This window comes from Actinomadura atramentaria DSM 43919 (genome assembly GCF_000381885.1).
Lineage (GTDB): Bacteria > Actinomycetota > Actinomycetes > Streptosporangiales > Streptosporangiaceae > Spirillospora > Spirillospora atramentaria.
In genome coordinates, this window is the sequence record NZ_KB907224.1 from 140,059 (window position 1) to 155,270 (window position 15,212).

15 protein-coding genes are annotated in these 15,212 nt (G+C 76.3%); 8 read left to right on the plus strand and 7 right to left on the minus strand.

What is annotated here, in order from left to right; genetic code table 11:
• Window positions 1–10: 10 nt before the first annotated feature.
• Window positions 11–601, minus strand: a complete 591-nt coding sequence (locus tag G339_RS0129335) for a TetR/AcrR family transcriptional regulator (RefSeq protein WP_019634636.1) — start codon at window positions 599–601, stop codon at window positions 11–13.
• Between the two features lie 91 nt (window positions 602–692).
• Between G339_RS0129335 and G339_RS0129340 the strand changes: the two genes are divergently transcribed.
• Both G339_RS0129340 and G339_RS0129345 read left to right on the plus strand, forming a co-directional pair.
• Window positions 693–1,757, plus strand: a complete 1,065-nt coding sequence (locus G339_RS0129340) for an FtsX-like permease family protein (protein ID WP_019634637.1) — start codon at window positions 693–695, stop codon at window positions 1,755–1,757.
• Window positions 1,754–2,452, plus strand: coding sequence for an ABC transporter ATP-binding protein (locus tag G339_RS0129345; protein ID WP_019634638.1), 699 nt, complete (start codon window positions 1,754–1,756; stop codon window positions 2,450–2,452). The genes G339_RS0129340 and G339_RS0129345 overlap by 4 nt, the downstream gene beginning before the upstream one ends.
• Here G339_RS0129345 and G339_RS0129350 read toward each other — a convergent pair.
• Window positions 2,434–2,937, minus strand: coding sequence for an anthrone oxygenase family protein (locus G339_RS0129350; protein WP_019634639.1), 504 nt, complete (start codon window positions 2,935–2,937; stop codon window positions 2,434–2,436). The two genes, G339_RS0129345 and G339_RS0129350, sit on opposite strands and share 19 nt — an antisense overlap.
• A 154-nt stretch (window positions 2,938–3,091) precedes the next feature.
• Between G339_RS0129350 and G339_RS0129355 the strand changes: the two genes are divergently transcribed.
• On the plus strand, window positions 3,092–4,078 hold the full coding sequence (locus G339_RS0129355) for an AraC family transcriptional regulator (RefSeq protein WP_019634640.1): 987 nt from the start codon (window positions 3,092–3,094) through the stop codon (window positions 4,076–4,078).
• A 181-nt stretch (window positions 4,079–4,259) separates the two neighbouring features.
• Window positions 4,260–4,517, plus strand: coding sequence for an EF-hand domain-containing protein (locus G339_RS0129360; protein WP_019634641.1), 258 nt, complete (start codon window positions 4,260–4,262; stop codon window positions 4,515–4,517).
• Between the two features lie 66 nt (window positions 4,518–4,583).
• Here the strand turns inward: G339_RS0129360 and pgi are convergent, their stop codons facing one another.
• Window positions 4,584–6,257 (minus strand): glucose-6-phosphate isomerase, encoded by a 1,674-nt coding sequence (gene pgi, locus G339_RS0129365; protein ID WP_019634642.1) that lies wholly within the window; start codon window positions 6,255–6,257, stop codon window positions 4,584–4,586.
• Window positions 6,258–6,335: 78 nt separating this feature from the next.
• Window positions 6,336–7,739, minus strand: a complete 1,404-nt coding sequence (locus tag G339_RS35740) for a DUF2252 family protein (protein WP_019634643.1) — start codon at window positions 7,737–7,739, stop codon at window positions 6,336–6,338.
• Between the two features lie 134 nt (window positions 7,740–7,873).
• Here G339_RS35740 and G339_RS0129375 point away from each other — a divergent pair, with 134 nt between their 5' ends.
• Both G339_RS0129375 and G339_RS0129380 read left to right on the plus strand, forming a co-directional pair.
• Complete coding sequence (locus G339_RS0129375; RefSeq protein ID WP_019634644.1) at window positions 7,874–8,905, plus strand: lactonase family protein; 1,032 nt, start codon at window positions 7,874–7,876, stop codon at window positions 8,903–8,905.
• 74 nt (window positions 8,906–8,979) lie between these two features.
• A complete protein-coding gene (locus tag G339_RS0129380; RefSeq protein ID WP_019634645.1) occupies window positions 8,980–10,353 on the plus strand; it encodes an NADP-dependent succinic semialdehyde dehydrogenase in 1,374 nt (457 codons plus the stop codon).
• A 38-nt stretch (window positions 10,354–10,391) separates the two neighbouring features.
• Here the strand turns inward: G339_RS0129380 and trxA are convergent, their stop codons facing one another.
• Together trxA and G339_RS0129390 are read right to left on the minus strand one after the other, a co-directional pair.
• Window positions 10,392–10,814 (minus strand): thioredoxin, encoded by a 423-nt coding sequence (trxA, locus tag G339_RS0129385; RefSeq protein WP_157408081.1) that lies wholly within the window; start codon window positions 10,812–10,814, stop codon window positions 10,392–10,394.
• Between the two features lie 34 nt (window positions 10,815–10,848).
• Complete coding sequence (locus G339_RS0129390) at window positions 10,849–11,841, minus strand: aldo/keto reductase (RefSeq protein WP_019634647.1); 993 nt, start codon at window positions 11,839–11,841, stop codon at window positions 10,849–10,851.
• A 72-nt stretch (window positions 11,842–11,913) separates the two neighbouring features.
• On the opposite strand from G339_RS0129390, the gene G339_RS0129395 reads away from it, so the two are divergent.
• Both G339_RS0129395 and G339_RS36245 read left to right on the plus strand, forming a co-directional pair.
• Window positions 11,914–12,882 (plus strand): Gfo/Idh/MocA family protein, encoded by a 969-nt coding sequence (locus G339_RS0129395; RefSeq protein ID WP_019634648.1) that lies wholly within the window; start codon window positions 11,914–11,916, stop codon window positions 12,880–12,882.
• Between the two features lie 42 nt (window positions 12,883–12,924).
• Window positions 12,925–14,643 (plus strand): serine/threonine-protein kinase, encoded by a 1,719-nt coding sequence (locus G339_RS36245; RefSeq protein ID WP_084693485.1) that lies wholly within the window; start codon window positions 12,925–12,927, stop codon window positions 14,641–14,643.
• A 59-nt stretch (window positions 14,644–14,702) separates the two neighbouring features.
• Here G339_RS36245 and G339_RS39585 read toward each other — a convergent pair.
• Window positions 14,703–15,212: hypothetical protein (locus G339_RS39585; protein WP_019634649.1), on the minus strand; the 510-nt coding region annotated here is incomplete at its 5' end.

The window sequence follows — 15,212 nt, forward strand, 5'->3', positions numbered from 1 at the left end:
ACTGAGCCGTTCAGGGCCGGGCGAGCCCGGCGACGCCGTCGAGCGCGAGGCGGACGGCCCGGTCGGTGACGGCGGCCGGGTCGTCCCCCGCCTCGACGGCGGTGACGGCGGCGTTGACCAGGCCCTGCAGCAGCCGGGCGGTGCGCGGCGGGTCGTCGTCGCCGAGGGCGGCCAGGGCGGCCTCGACGGGGCCGAGCAGCGCGCGGTGCGCCTCGGCCCCGTGGCCGCGCAGCGCGGCGGCGTCGGGTCCGCCGGCGAGGGCCTGCGCGACGCGGTGGCCGCCCGCGCGGACGACGTCGAGCTGGGCGCGGACGTAGGCGGCGACGCGGTCGCGGGGCGTCCCGGCGGCGGACATCGCGGCGCCGATGGCCGCGAGCCAGCGCGGGACGGTGTCCTCGACGACGGCGGCGAGCAGGTCGCGGCGGTCGCCGAAGTACTTGTAGACGCTGTTGCGGGCGAGGCCGGTGCGGCGGGCGACGGCCGCGAACGTCACGGCGGAGCTGTCGCCGTGCTCCTCCAGCAGGTCGCGGGCGGCGGCGACGAGCGCCTCGCGCTGGCGGGCGCGGTGGTCGGCGACGGTGGCGGCGCTGATCCGGGGCACGGCGACCAGTGTAGGGCGGCCCCGTTGGCGACGCCGCGTCCCCATCTGGGTACGCTTTTGGCGACATACCGTCCCCAACCTCGGGAATCCCATGTTCCTCGCCCTCCGCGAACTGCGCGCCGCCCGCGGCCGCTTCGCCCTCATGGGCGCCGTCGTGGCGCTCATCGCCGCGCTCGTCGGCGTCGTCTCCGGGTTCACCGCCGGCCTCGGCGACGACACCGTCTCCGCGCTGCGCGCCCTGCCCGCCGACCGCATCGCCTTCTCCGCCCACGCGGGGACGGACTTCGCGCGCAGCGGCGTCGACCCCGCGACCGCCGCCGGGATGGCCGCCGCGCCCGGCGTGCGCGCCACGCCGCTCGGCGTCACGATCACCCGGGGGACGACGCGGCGCGGCGTGCCGGTGGACGTCGCCGCGTTCGGCGTCGACCCCGCCGGGTTCCTCGCCCCGCGCGGCCTGACCGGGGACGGCGTCGTGGTGTCGCGCGGCCTGGCCGACGACGGCGTGCGCGTCGGCGACACGCTCGTCATCGACCGGATCGGGCTGCGCGTGCCCGTCGTCGGCGTCGCCGGACGCGCCGCCTACGGGCACGTCCCCGCCGCGTACGTCTCGCTGGACACCTGGGAGAAGATCCGGGCGTCGTCGGGGCCGCGCGAGTACAGCGCCGTCGCGCTGAAGACCGGCGACCGCGCCGACGTCGCCGCCCTGGACCGGCGGTTCGGCACGCGGACCGTCGCCCGCGACGCGGCGTTCGCGGCGGCGCCCGGCTACTCCGGCGAGCGGATCACCATGAACTCGATCCTGGTGTTCCTCTACCTCATCGCCCCGCTCGTCGTCGGCGCGTTCTTCGCGGTGTGGACGGTGCAGCGCACGCCCGAGCTGGCGCTGCTGCGGGCGCTCGGCGCGGCGCGGCGGCGGCTGCTGGGTCACACGATGCTGCAGGCCGCGCTCGTCGTGGTCGGCGCGTCGGCCGTCGGCGGGGCGCTGGCGGCCGCGGTCGGGGCGGCGCTCGGCTCGGCGGTCCCGTTCAGCCTGCCGCCGGGGACGCTGCTCGGCACGGTCGCGGCCGTCTCGGTCGCGGGCCTGGCCGGATCGGCGCTCACGCTGCGCCGCGTCACCTCCCCCGACCCCCTCACGATGCTCGGAGCGAACCGATGACCGTCCGCACCACCGCCGACCTGGCCTTGGAGTCGGTGACCGTCGTCCACGGGACGGGCGCGGCGCGCACGACCGTGCTGGACTCCCTGGACCTGTCCTTCTCCCCCGGCCGCCTCACCGCGCTCGTCGGCCCGTCCGGGTCGGGCAAGTCGACGCTGCTGGCCGTCGCGGGCGCGCTGCTGCGCCCGGCGTCGGGGCGGGTGCTGCTGGGCGGCGAGGACGTCGTGCCGCTGAGCGACGCGCGGCGCGCCTGCGTCCGCCGCGAGCGGATCGGGTACATGTTCCAGTCCGGGAACCTGCTGCCGGGTCTCACCGCGCTGGACCAGGTCCTGGCGATCGGGCATCTGAACGGGCGGCGCGTGTCGGGGCTGCGGGACGCGGCGGCCGCGGCGCTGGAGTCGGTGGGGCTGGCGCACCGCGCCGGGCACCGGCCCGAGCAGCTGTCCGGCGGGGAGCGCCAGCGCGTCGCGCTGGCCCGCGCGCTCGTCCTGGAGCCCGCCGTGCTGCTGGTGGACGAGCCGACCGCCGCCGTCGACCGGAGCCAGGCCGCCGGGCTGGCGGCGCTGCTCGGCGACGCCGTGCGCGGCCGGGGCCGCACCGCCGTCGTCGCCACGCACGACCCGGCGGTCGTGGAGGCGGCCGACGAGGTGGTGGACATGGCCGCGCTCGCCGGGGGTCAGCGGCCCCGGCCGTAGGCCCAGAACCCGGCGGCGACCAGCGCGACGGCGGCGGTGCTGAACAGGGCGCGGACGTGGTTCCAGGCCGTCCACCGGCCCGAGTACCGCGTCCACTCGCGGGCGGCGTCGGCGGCGTCGGAGGGGATGCGCAGCCGCGCCAGGGCGTCGTTCATCGGGACGTTCACCGCGACGGTCGGCAGGAACGCGCCGACGACGTACACGGCCGCCGCCGCGAAGAACAGCAGCGCGGCGGCGCGCCGGTCCATGCTCCACAGCGCGATGCCCGCGACGGCCGCCGCGACCGGCATCAGCATGAACGCCGCGAGGAACAGCGGGTTCTGGATGCGCTGGTTGATCCCCTGCATCGCGGCGATCGACGCCGCGCCGGGCGTGGCGTTCAGGCCCGGCATCACCCCGACCGAGAAACCGAAGAACGTGCCGGCCATCGCGGCCGACATCAGCAGCGACAGGACGCCGGGCACCGTGGCCAGAGCCGTGCGCATGGGTGTCTCCCTCCCCGGGCGGGACGAGTTCCCGCCGTCGCCTCCGAGTCCATCGCACGAGCGGCGGGGGCGACATCGCCCAGGAGCGCGGGCGCATACGCGAACGTCTCCACACCCGGCCGCGTGTCCTGTTCGTCCTGGTTAGGGTGGCGGGATGGACGCGCTCGCCGACCTCCTCGACGGCCCCCGCGCGCACGGCGCCTTCCTGCTCCGCGCGACGTTCGCGCCGCCGTGGTCGGTGGAGATCCGCGACCGCGCGCCGCTGACGCTGATGGTGATGGTGCGCGGCGAGGCGTGGCTGCGCGGCGACGGCGCGGCGGCGGGCTCGGCGGCGGGCTCGGCGCTGCTGCTGCGGCCGGGCGACGTCGCGGTCGCGCGCGGCCCGGACGGCTACACCCTGGGCGACGACCCGGCCGCGCCGCCGGACGTCGTCGTCCACCCCGGGCAGCGCTGCGCGGCCCCCGACGGCACGCCGATGACCGAGGAGATGACGTTCGGCCCGCGCGCGTGGGGCACCGACCCGGACGGCCCGGACGTGATGCTCGTCGGCACCTACGGGCACGGCGGCGCGGTGACCGGGCGGCTGCTGGCGGCGCTGCCGCCGCTGCTGGTCGTGCCCGGCGGCGAACGCGGGAACGGTCCCGGCGGGACGGTCGCCGCCGCGCTCGCCGCGCTGCTGGAGGCCGAGATCCGCCGGGACGAGCCCGGCCAGGACGTCGTCCTGGACCGCCTGCTGGACGTGCTGCTCATCGCGGTGCTGCGGTCGTGGTTCGCGCGCCCCGACGCGGCCCCGCCCGGCTGGTACCGGGCGCACGGCGACGCGGTCGTCGGCCCGGCGCTGCGGCTGCTGCACGCCGACCCGGCGCGGCCGTGGACGGTCGCGGCGCTGGCGGCGGCGACGGGCGCGTCCCGCGCGGCGTTCGCGCGCCGGTTCGCGGCGCTGGTCGGCGAGCCGCCGATGGCGTACCTGACGGGGCTGCGGCTGGCGCGGGCGGCGGACCTGCTGCGCGAGACGGGCGTGACGCTGGACGCGGTGGCGCGCCGCGTCGGCTACGCGACGCCGTTCGCGCTGAGCACCGCGTTCAAGCGCGCGCACGGGGTGAGCCCGCAGGAGTACCGGACGCGCGCCGCCGCCGATTAACGCGGACGGAATTCGGTGTTTTCTCCCGCGCCCGGCCGGTGTTTCGCGGGTGTCACCCAATTCTCACCGGCCGGAATGGGCGCACCGGGAACAGCAGCCCGCGCTCCGGCGTTTCGCACCATGAGTTCCGCGGCCTTATGACATGATGCGGGGCACATCGGACCCATGCGTAGGGAGTGATATGACCACCAAGCCGTCCGAGGACGACCTTCTTGCCGTATTCTCGCGCGCGGACCTCGGCGGTGACGAAAAGCTCGATCTGATGGAGTTCTCGCTGGTCCTCGACCTGCTGGGGCTGTCCTGGAACAAGGCCGAGGTGCAACACCGGTTCGAGCAGGCCGACTTCGACCGCGACGGTTTCATCTCCTTTCCGGAGTTCAGCGGGCTGCTGACGACGCAGGGCTGGACGACGAAGGGCGCCGCCGCCGCGCACGGCTGATCCCACCGCCGGATCCCTCCGAAGGCCGGGCGCCGCGCCCGCGAGGCGCGGCGCCCGGCGCCGCGGTCAGGTCGCGCGGCCGCGCAGCGCCCGGTAGCGGCGCACGAGCGCGGCGGTGGACGGGTCGGGCAGGCCGGTCGGCGGCTCCGCGTCGGTCAGGGCGGGCACCAGGTCGCTCGCCAGGACCTTGCCGAGCTCCACGCCCCACTGGTCGAAGGAGTCGATCCCCCAGACCACGCCCTCGACGAACACGATGTGCTCGTACAGCGCGACGAGCTGCCCGAGAGTTCCGGGCGTCAGCTTGGGCGCGAGGATCGTGCTGGTCGGCCGGTTGCCGGGCATCACCTTGTGCGGGACGGTCGCGGCGGGCGCGCCCTCGGCGGCGATCTCCTCGGCGGTCCTGCCGAACGCCAGCGCGGACGTCTGCGCGAACAGGTTCGCGGCGAGCAGGTCGTGCATGCCGGGACCGCCCGCCGCGGCGTCCTGGAACGGCTCGGCGAACCCGATGAAGTCGGCCGGGACGAGCCGCGTCCCCTGGTGCAGGAGCTGGTAGAAGGCGTGCTGGCCGTTGGTGCCGGGCTCGCCCCAGAAGATCTCCCCGGTCGCGGCGGCGACGGGCGTCCCGTCGGCGCGCACCGACTTGCCGTTGGACTCCATCGTGAGCTGCTGGAGGTAGGCGGGGAACCGGGCCAGGCGCTGGCTGTAGGGCAGGACCGCGCGGGTCTCCGCGCCGAAGAAGTCGTTGTACCAGACCCCGAGCAGGCCCATCACGACCGGCAGGTTCGCCTCGAACGGCGCGGTGCGGAAATGCTCGTCGATCGTGTGGAACCCGTCGAGCATCTCGCGGAACCGCTCCGGCCCGATCGCGATCATCAGCGACAGGCCGATCGCGCCGTCGAAGGAGTAGCGGCCGCCGACCCAGTCCCAGAAGCCGAACATGTTGCCGGTGTCGATGCCGAAGTCCGCGACGCGCTCGGCGCTGGTCGACACGGCCGCGAAGTGCCGCGCGACGGCCTTGTCGTCGCCGAGGCGGTCCACCAGCCAGGCGCGGGCGACCTTGGCGTTGGTCAGCGTCTCCAGCGTCCCGAACGTCTTGGAGCTGACGATGAACAGGGTGCGGGCGGGGTCGAGCCCGGCCAGGACGCCGGTGACGTCGGCGGGGTCGACGTTGGAGACGAACCGGGTGGCGACGCGCTCGCCGGGGCGGCCGGGCAGGTCGGCGTAGTCGGCCAGCGCCTCGGCGGCCATCGCGGGGCCGAGGTCGGACCCGCCGATCCCGATGTTCACCACCGTGCTGATCGTCTCGCCGGTGAACCCGCGCCACTCCCCCGAGCGGACGCGGTCGCTGAACGCGGCCATCCGGTCCAGGACGGCGTGGACGTCGCCCGCCGCGTCCTGCCCGTCCACCCTCAGCGCGGCGCCGGGCGGGAGCCGCAGCGCGGTGTGCAGGACGGCGCGGTCCTCGCTGACGTTGACGTGGACGCCGGTGAACATCTCCTCGACGCGCTCGCGCAGCGCGGCGCGGTCGGCCAGGCGGGTCAGCAGCCGCAGCGTCTCGGCGGTCGCGCGGTTCTTGGAGTAGTCCAGGACGAGGTCGCCCGCGGTGATCGTCATGGCCTCCGCGCGGCCCGGGTCGGCCGCGAACAGCTCGCGCAGGTGCGCGCCGCCGATCTCGCGGTGGTGCGCGGAAAGCTCGGCCCACTCCGTCGTGGCGGTGATGTCGGGCGTCGGTTCGGCCATCGTCCCCTCTTCTCTCGCCGTGCTCTGGGCGGGCGGTGCGCCCCCGGCGGACCCCGTGCCCGTCCCAGGTGATCATATTCAGCGGCGCGGCGGTGCCGCCGCAGTGCGGCCCGCAGTGCGGCCCGCGGTTTGGCCCGTGGTGCGGTGGGCCGCGCGGAACGCGCGGTGGTCGGCGGCGGTCCGGGCGGCGTAGGCGAGCGCGAAGTCGGCGGCGGCGCGGTCGAAGCCGTCGCCGCCGCCGAGGTATCCGGCGATCACGAGGCGGTCGCCGGTGCGGGCGTGGGCGAGCGCGAGGGCCGCCGCGCACGCCCGGCCGTACAGGGCCAGGCCGCGGGCGGTCGCGCGGGCGGGGTCGAACGCGGCGCGGCGGTCGTGCGGGGACCGCCAGTACCAGGCGCCGGCGGCGCCGAGGAACGGGTCGTGCGCGCCGAGCAGCCGGTGCGCGGCGACGACGCGCCGCGCGTCGCTCAGGGCGGCGTCGGCGGGTGCGCGGTCGGGGTCGGGGTCGGGGGCGGGGTGGTCGGGGGCGGGTGCCCGGTCGGGGTCGGGGAGGAACGGCGCGAGCGCGGACGGGCGGGCCTGGGCGGCGCGCAGCAGCAGCACGTCGTCGGCGTCGCGGCCGGTGAACGCGACCAGGTGCGCGCGGACGCTGGCGGCCGGCGCGCCGGCCGCGTCGCACGCGCTGTCGGCGACGCGGTACCGCGACAGCAGCAGCGCGGCGTCCTCGGGCAGCGCGCGCCGGTAGGCGGCCAGCGCGGCGGCGGCCAGGGCGGGCGGCGGCGCGCCGCGCTCGACCAGCGGGGGGTCGTCCACGATGCGCCGCCGCCCGCCGGTCCGGCGGGTCGGGTCGGGCAGCGGGCCGTCGCGGTCGCGGGCGCGGCCGGGCGGGCGCAGCCGCCGCCGCAGCGGGACGGCGGCGAGCAGGCCGGGCCCGGCGGGCGCGCGGGCGCGGAAGACGGCCAGGTCCCCGGCCGCGGCGAGGGCCCGCATCCGCTCGCGGTAGGCGCGGGCGGCGGTCGCGGCGGCGGCGCGGGCGGCGTCCTCGCCGCCGCCGTTCTGCAGCGCGGCGACGGCGAGGCTGGCCAGCAGGCGCTTGACGTCCCACTCGAACGGGCCGGGGACGGACTCCTCCAGCGCCTCGGGGACGACGACGTACCCGTCCCGGCCGGGCCGCAGGCCGAAGGCGAGCAGGTGCGCGTCCCCGCAGAGCCGCACGGCGGGTCCGGCGGCGGGCGCGGCGGGCGCGGCGGCGAGGTCGGCGGCCATGACGGCGGTCGCGCCGCTCAGGAACGCCAGCGGCGTCCCGGCCATCCGGGCGCGGCGCAGCGCGGCGAGGGCGGGCGGCAGCGCGCGGTCGCGGGCGGCCAGGACCGCGCACGGGTCGGGGCGGTCCGCGCACGGGCCGAGTTCGGCGTGCGCGGCGTGCGGGGCGCGGTCGCGCAGCGCGCGGCCCCGCTCGTAGCGCTCGCGCGGCGACGTCACGGCCGTCTCCCCTCCCCTGACCTGGCCCGTTCCAACGAGCCGGGCGACATAACACCAAGAACCAGGCAAGCTCCGGCCGGTCGGCCGGACGCGGCCGTAGTGTCGGGAGGAACGGCACGATCGGGGGGGCGCGCGTGGACGCGGAGTGGCTGTGGGCCGGCACGTACACCGGCGACCGGGGCGACGGGAACGGCGTGTACCTGCTGCGCCGCCGGGGCGACGGCGCGCTGGAGGACCCGGTGCTCGTCGCGGGCGCGGACGACCCGTCGTTCCTGGCCGTCCACCCGCGCCGCGAGACGCTGTACGCGGTCGGGGAGAACGACCCGGGGACGGTGTCGGCGTACGCGGAGGAGACCGACGGGCTGCTGCTCACCGGCACCCGCGAGCTGCCCGCCGAGCCGTGCCACCTGGCGGTCGCGCCGGACGGGAGCGCGCTGCTGGTCGCCTGCTACGCGGGCGGGGCGGTCGCGGCGGTGCCGCTGGCCGAGGACGGCTCGTTCGCGGGCGAGCCCTCGGTCGTCCACGTGCGGGGCGGCGGCCCGGACGCCGACCGGCAGGCGGGCCCGCACCCGCACGCGGTGGCGTGGGCCCCGGACGGCACGGTCCTCGCGGCCGACCTCGGCGCGGACCTGATCCGCACGTTCCGCTACTCGGGCGGGGAGCTGTGGCCCGTCACCGAGATCCCGGTGCCCGCCGGGTACGGGCCGCGCCACCTGGCGATCCACCCGTCCGGGCGGGTGCTGGTGGTCTGCGAGCTGGCGCCCCGGCTGCTGGTGCTGACGCCCGGCCCGTCCTACGCGGAGCTGGCGGTGTCGGCCGAGTCCCCCGCGACGGCGGGCGACCCGGGGCCGGGCGCGCTCGGCGCGGGCATCGCGGTGGGCGCGGGCGGCGCGCACGTCTACACCACCACGCGCGGCCCGGACGTGGTGACCGTCCACCGCGTCCCGCCGGACCGGGGCGCGCTGGAGCCCGTCACCGACGTCCCGACGGGCGGCGCGTGGCCGCGCGACCTGCACGTGGACGGCCCGTGGCTGCACGTGGCCAACGAGCGCGGCGGCGGCGTGACGACGTTCCACCTCGGCCCGGACGGCGTGCCGGTCCCGCGCGGGACGGCCGCGCCGGTGCCGACGCCGGTCTGCGTCATCGGCGTCCCGGGTTTCACCTAGGCCGGGTTTCTCCACTTACGTCACGGGAACGGCCCATTTGCTGGGGTTTCTCGGACGACGAGGGGGAACGGCTCATGGCCATCGCGAGCGTCAACCCGGCCACCGGGGAAGTGGAGAAGACCTTCGACGCCCTGTCGGAGGCCGAGATCGACCGGGCGCTGGAGCGCGCCGCGACCGCGTTCGGCGCGTACCGGCTGACCTCGTTCGAGGAGCGGGCGCGCTGGATGAACGCCGCCGCCGACGTCCTGGACGCCGACGCCGACCGGATCGCCGCGACGATGACGGCCGAGATGGGCAAGACCCTCTCCGCCGCCCGCGCCGAGGCCCGCAAGTGCGCCGGGGCGCTGCGCTTCTACGCCGAACGCGCCGAGGGCTTCCTCGCCGACCGCGACGCCGACGCCGCCGCCGTGGGCGCGCGGCAGGCGTTCACCCGCTACGAACCGCTCGGCCCCGTCCTGGCGGTCATGCCGTGGAACTTCCCGCTCTGGCAGGTGGTCAGGTTCGCCGCGCCCGCGCTGATGGCGGGCAACGTCGGGCTGCTCAAGCACGCCTCCAACGTCCCGCAGACCGCGCTGTTCCTGGAGGAGCTGTTCCGGCGCGGCGGGTTCCCCGAGGGCGTCTTCCAGACGCTGCTCGTCGGGTCCGCGCAGGTCGAGCGGATCGTCCGCGACCCGCGCGTGCGCGCCGCGACGCTCACCGGCAGCGAGCCGGCGGGCCGCGCCGTGGCCGCCGCCGCCGGGGACGAGATCAAGCCGACCGTCCTGGAACTCGGCGGCAGCGACCCGTTCGTGGTCATGCCGTCCGCCGACCTGGAGGCCGCCGCGCGCACCGCCGCCGACTCGCGCTGCCTCAACAACGGGCAGAGCTGCATCTCGGCGAAGCGGTTCATCGTGGACGAGGCCGTCGCGGACGAGTTCGAGGAGCGGTTCGTCGCGCACATGAGCGCCAAGCGCGTCGGCGACCCCACCGACCCGCAGACCGACGTCGGCCCGCTGGTCGACGAGAAGGCCCGCGCCGCCGTCGAGGACCTCGTCGCCGACGCGGTCGGCAAGGGCGCGACGATCCTGTGCGGCGGCCTGCGCCCCGACGGCCCCGGCTGGTACTACCCGCCGACCGTCGTCACGGGCGTGACGCCGCGGATGCGGATGTTCGGCGAAGAGGTCTTCGCGCCCGTCGCGTCGCTGTTCCGCGTGCGGGGCGTCTCGGCCGCCGTCGAACTGGCCAACGCCACCGGGTTCGGCCTCGGCTCGAACGCCTGGACCACCGACCCCGACGAACGCGACCGGTTCCTGCGCGAACTCGACGCCGGGCAGGTCTTCATCAACGGCATGACGACGTCGTTCCCCGAACTCCCGTTCGGCGGAGTGAAGCGCTCCGGCTACGGCCGGGAGCTGTCCGACCTCGGCATCCACGCGTTCTGCAACGCCAAGACCGTCTGGATCGGCTGACCGGGCCGGACCCCCGCGCGGGGCCCGGCCCGCCGCCGTCAGGCGCGGTCGGCGACGCTGCGCCGGACCTCGTCCATGTCCAGCGCCTGCGCCTGCCCGATCAGGTCCTCCAGGGCCTGCTCGGGCAGCGCCCCCGGCTCGGAGTACAGCACGATCTTGTCGCGCACGACCATCAGCGTCGGGATCGAGCTGATCTCGAACGCGGCCGACAGCTCCGGCTCGGCCTCGGTGTCGACCTTGGCGAACGTCACATCGGGGTGCTTGTCCGACACCCGGTCGTACACCGGCGCGAACGTGCGGCACGGGCCGCACCACGACGCCCAGAAGTCGACCAGGACCGTGCCCTCCCGCTCCAGGGTCTCGTCGAAGGTGTCGCGCGTCAGCTCCACGGTGGCCATCACGGCCTCCTCTCGTCGGCGTTCGTGCCGCGCCCCCGTCAACCGGCGGGGGCGGTCCGGCATTCCGCCGACCGCCCCTACCCGGGACGGCCCCGCCCTACCAGGCGAACGCCTCCGGCGCCGGCCCGGGGCCGGGGAAGACCTCCTCCAGCGCCGCCAGCAGCTCGGCGGGCAGCTCCAGACCCACCGCGCGGACGGCCGAGTCGAGCTGCTCGGCGGTGCGCGGCCCCACGATCGGGCCCGTCACGCCGGGCCGCGTCAGCAGCCACGCCAGGCCCACGTCGCCCGGCTCCAGACCGTGGTCGGCGCACAGCGCCTCGTACCGCTCGACCCGGTCGCGGACCGCCGGGTCCGCGAGCTGGTCCGCCGCCCGGCCCGTCGACCGGCCCCGCACACCCTCCCGCTGCTTGCGCAGGACGCCGCCGAGCAGCCCGCCCTGCAGCGGCGACCACGGGATCACGCCGAGACCGTACGCCTCCGCCGCCGGGATCACCTCCATCTCGGCGCGCCGCTCCGCGAGGTTGTAGAGGCACTGCTCGCTGACCAGGCCCAGCGACGAGCGGCGCGCGGCGGTCTCGTTGGCCCGCGCGACCGCCCAGCCGGGGAAGTTCGACGACCCCGCGTACAGCACCTTGCCCTGCTGCACCAGGACGTCGACGGCCTGCCAGATCTCCTCCCACGGCGTCGCCCGGTCGATGTGGTGGAACTGGTAGAGGTCGATGCGGTCGGTGCCCAGGCGCTTCAGGGACGCCTCGGCCGCGCGGCGGATGTTCAGCGCGGACAGCCTGCCCTCGTTCGGCCACGGGGCGTCCGGGTCGCCCATGTCGCCGTAGACCTTCGTCGCCAGGACGGTCTTGTCGCGGCGCCCGCCGCCCTGCGCGAACCAGGTCCCCAGGATCTCCTCGGTGCGCCCCCGGTTCCCCGGCCCGCCGTACATGTTGGCGGTGTCGAAGAAGTTGACGCCCGCGTCCAGCGCCGCGTCCATGATCTTGTGGCTGTCCGCCTCGTGGGTGAACGGGCCGAAGTTCATGGTGCCGAGCACGAGTCGGCTGACCTTGAGTCCCGTCCGTCCGAGCTGTGTGTACTCCATCCCCCCAGTCGATCATCTGGAGCGCGCTCCAGGTCAAGCGGGACCGCCCCCTTCGCCCCCTATGATCGCCGGATGAGCGAACCGACGATCCGCTGGGGAATCCTCGGGACCGGCGGCATCGCCGCCACCTTCACCGAGGACCTGCTGCTCCTGCCCGGCCACGAGGTCGCCGCCGTCGGCTCCCGCGCCGCGGGCACCGCCCGCGACTTCGCCGACCGCTACGGCGTCCCCCGCGCCCACGGCTCCTACGCGGCGCTCGCCGACGACGACGGCGTGGACGTCGTCTACGTCGCCACCCCGCACCCCCTGCACGCCGCGCCCGCGCTGCGCTGCCTGGAGGGCGGCCGCGCCGTGCTCGTCGAGAAGCCGCTCACCACCTCCGTCGCCGACGCGACCGCGCTCGTCGCGGCCGCCCGCGTCCGCGGCCGGTTCCTCATGGAGGCCATGTGGACGCGCTGCAACCCGCTCGTCCGCCGCGCCTACGCCCTCGCCGCCGACGGCGCCATCGGCGAGATCACCGCCGTCCACGCCGACTTCTCCATCGCCCCCGACTACGACCCCGCGCACCGCCTGTGGGACGCCTCCCTCGCCGGCGGCGCGCTGTTCGACCTCGGCTGCTACGCCCTGTCGTTCACCTGGCCGCTGCTCGGCGACCCGGCCGCCGTCCGGTCCGTGAGCGCCCCCGCGCCGACCGGCGTGGACGCCAACACCGGCATCCTGCTCGGCTACGACTCCGGCGCGGTCGCGCTGCTGCACTGCGGCCTGCGCGGCGAGTCCCCGCACGCCGCGACCGTCGTCGGCACCCGCGGCCGCATCGAGGTCGCCGCGCCGTTCTACCGGCCCACCGAACTCACGCTCGTCCGCCGCGGCGCCGAACCCGAGACCTTCACCGCGCCCCTCACCGGCCACGGCTACACCCACCAGGCCGAGGAGGTCGCCCGGCGGCTCCGCGCGGGCGAGACCGAGTCGCCGCTGATGCCGCTGGACGAGAGCGTCGCGATCCTCCGCGTCATCGAGCAGATTCGCGCCGCGCACGCCTGACGGCCCCCGATCCCGTCCGCAAGGCACCATAATGTCCCGATCATGGGCGGACGGGGGAGCGACGGGATGACCGAGAGCGGCGCGCCGCTGGGGAGCCGGTACGTACTGACCGAGCAGATCGGCCGCGGCGGGATGGGCGTGGTCTGGCGCGCGCTCGACCGCGACACCGGCACCGAGCGGGCGGTCAAGATCCTGCGCGGCGAACTGGCCGACGACCCCGACGCGCTGACCCGCTTCGTCCGGGAGCGGACCGCGCTGCTGCGCGTCCGCCACCCCGGCGTCGTCGCCGTCCACGACATGGTCGTCGAGGGCGACCGGCTCGCCCTCGTCATGGACCTCGTCACCGGCGAGGACCTCGGCCGCTACCGGGCGCGGCGCGGCGGCACGCTGCCGCCCGCCGAGGCGGCGTGGCTGGTCGGGCAGGTCTGCGCCGCGCTCGTCGCCGTCCACGGGACCGGGCTCGTCCACCGCGACCTCAAACCCGCCAACGTCCTGCTCGACCACCGCGCGGGCGGCGAGGCCCCCGCCCGGCTCGCCGACTTCGGCGTCGCGCACATCGTCTCGGGGACCGAGCTGACCGCCGCCGGGCAGGTCGTCGGCACGCCGTCCTACATGGCGCCCGAGGTGCTGCGCGGGCAGGCGCTCAGCCCCGCCGCCGACGTGTACGCGGCGGGCGTCACCCTCTACGAGCTGCTGGCGGGACGGCCGCCGTTCCGGGGCGCGGAGCTGACGGCCGTCATCCGCGCCCACCTGGAGGACGCGCCCGAACCGATCCCCGGCGTCGACGGCCGCCTGTGGACGCTCGTCGAGCAGAGCCTCGCCAAGGAACCGGTCGCGCGGATCGGCGCGTTCGCCCTCGCGCAGGGCCTCACCGAGTACGCGGCGGCGCACCGGACCGCGCCGTACGCGCTGACGCCGCTGCCGGCGGCCGAGCGCACGCTGCCGTCCGCACCGGGCGGCGGGACGCCGACGCCGTTCCCCGCCGCGCCGCCCGCGTTCCCCGAGACGCCGCCGCCGACGCGCACGAGTGACGGCACGGGCGGCGGCACGGACGGCGGCACGGGCGGCGGCACGGGCGGCGGCACGGCGGGGCGGTCCTACCGGACGCCGGTGCTGATCGGCGCGGGCGCGGCGCTCGTCGCGGCGGTCGCGGCCGGGGGCGCGTTCGCGTTCGCCTCCGGCGGCGACGGCGGCGGTTCCGGCGACGGGCGGGGCCTCGCGGCGGCGGGGCGGCAGGCGAACGCCGCCGCGACGGACGGGGCCGCCGCCGCGGCGTCGCCGTCCCCGACGCGGCCGCACCGCAAGCCGGGCGCGTCGGCGTCACCCTCGGAGTCCGCGTCCGGCCCGGCCGCCTCCAGGTCAGGCGCCCCGAAGCGCAGGACGGGCGGGAGCGGCGGCGCCAAGCCGACCGGCTGGCTGTGCGGCCCGCGCACGGCGGCGGACGCGCGCGGCCACTACACAACGGCGTGCATCCGCACCGACGGCCACCGCGTCTACCTGCGCGGCACCACCGACCCGGTCGCGTCCCGCAACGACCCGAAGCTCATCGCGAGCAACGACGTGCAACTCGTGCTGGTCCTCAAGACGGCCGACACCCAGAAGAGCGTCCAGTACTTCACCTCGCCGCGCTGCACGGCGATCGTCTGCACCTTCGAGGCGTCCGCCGTCCCCCCGCACCACGCGTACCGCGTCCTGCCGAAGTTCTACTTCCAGCGGGTGTACCAGGGCACCGGAACCGAAAGCCCGACGATCCGGTTCTGAACAGCCGGAAGCCCCGGCGGTCGAACGACCGCCGGGGCTTCCGGCACCACGCGTGGCGATTATCCGAGCGGCTTGGGCTCACCCTTCGAGCCCGCGCCCTTGCCCCACTTCAGAATCTCGTACTTGACGCCCTTGATGTGTCCGGCGTCGGAGCCGGTGTTGTACTTGGACTTCGGCGTGCCGCCGTCAAGCAGGTGACGGAAGGTATAGGTGTCCAGGTCGAGCATCACGCCGCGGTGCGAGGGTTCGCCGGGGCCTCGGTCGCCGATGAACCCGGTGACGCTGCGGCCTTCGTAGGAGACCTTGACCTTGGTGTGCAGGGGCCAGGACGGGGAGGCGAACAGGCCCTTCTGCATCGGCTTCCCGCCGGCCGGGGCGCCGGTGTCGCCGTTGACGCCCGATCCGTCGTCCCAGAAGTAGGACGCGGTGGTCTTGCCGGTGAGCAGCGCCTTGGAGTCCTTGCCCTCGGTCTTCTTGGCGGGGGCGAGGTTCGCGGCGGCGGCCGTGTTGGTCTTAGCGGCTGCGTCGTCGTGGTCGTTGCCCGAGAGGGCGACGCCGGCGACCATCAT

Coding starts and splice junctions, on each gene's coding strand:
- G339_RS0129380 (WP_019634645.1), top strand. CDS start 8,980: ATGGCCATCGCGAGCGTCAACCCGGCCACCGGGGAAGTGGAGAAGACC.
- trxA (WP_157408081.1), bottom strand. CDS start 10,814: ATGCCGGACCGCCCCCGCCGGTTGACGGGGGCGCGGCACGAACGCCGA.
- G339_RS0129350 (WP_019634639.1), bottom strand. CDS start 2,937: ATGCGCACGGCTCTGGCCACGGTGCCCGGCGTCCTGTCGCTGCTGATG.
- G339_RS0129360 (WP_019634641.1), top strand. CDS start 4,260: ATGACCACCAAGCCGTCCGAGGACGACCTTCTTGCCGTATTCTCGCGC.
- G339_RS0129395 (WP_019634648.1), top strand. CDS start 11,914: ATGAGCGAACCGACGATCCGCTGGGGAATCCTCGGGACCGGCGGCATC.
- G339_RS0129355 (WP_019634640.1), top strand. CDS start 3,092: ATGGACGCGCTCGCCGACCTCCTCGACGGCCCCCGCGCGCACGGCGCC.
- G339_RS0129340 (WP_019634637.1), top strand. CDS start 693: ATGTTCCTCGCCCTCCGCGAACTGCGCGCCGCCCGCGGCCGCTTCGCC.
- pgi (WP_019634642.1), bottom strand. CDS start 6,257: ATGGCCGAACCGACGCCCGACATCACCGCCACGACGGAGTGGGCCGAG.
- G339_RS36245 (WP_084693485.1), top strand. CDS start 12,925: ATGGGCGGACGGGGGAGCGACGGGATGACCGAGAGCGGCGCGCCGCTG.
- G339_RS0129345 (WP_019634638.1), top strand. CDS start 1,754: ATGACCGTCCGCACCACCGCCGACCTGGCCTTGGAGTCGGTGACCGTC.
- G339_RS0129390 (WP_019634647.1), bottom strand. CDS start 11,841: ATGGAGTACACACAGCTCGGACGGACGGGACTCAAGGTCAGCCGACTC.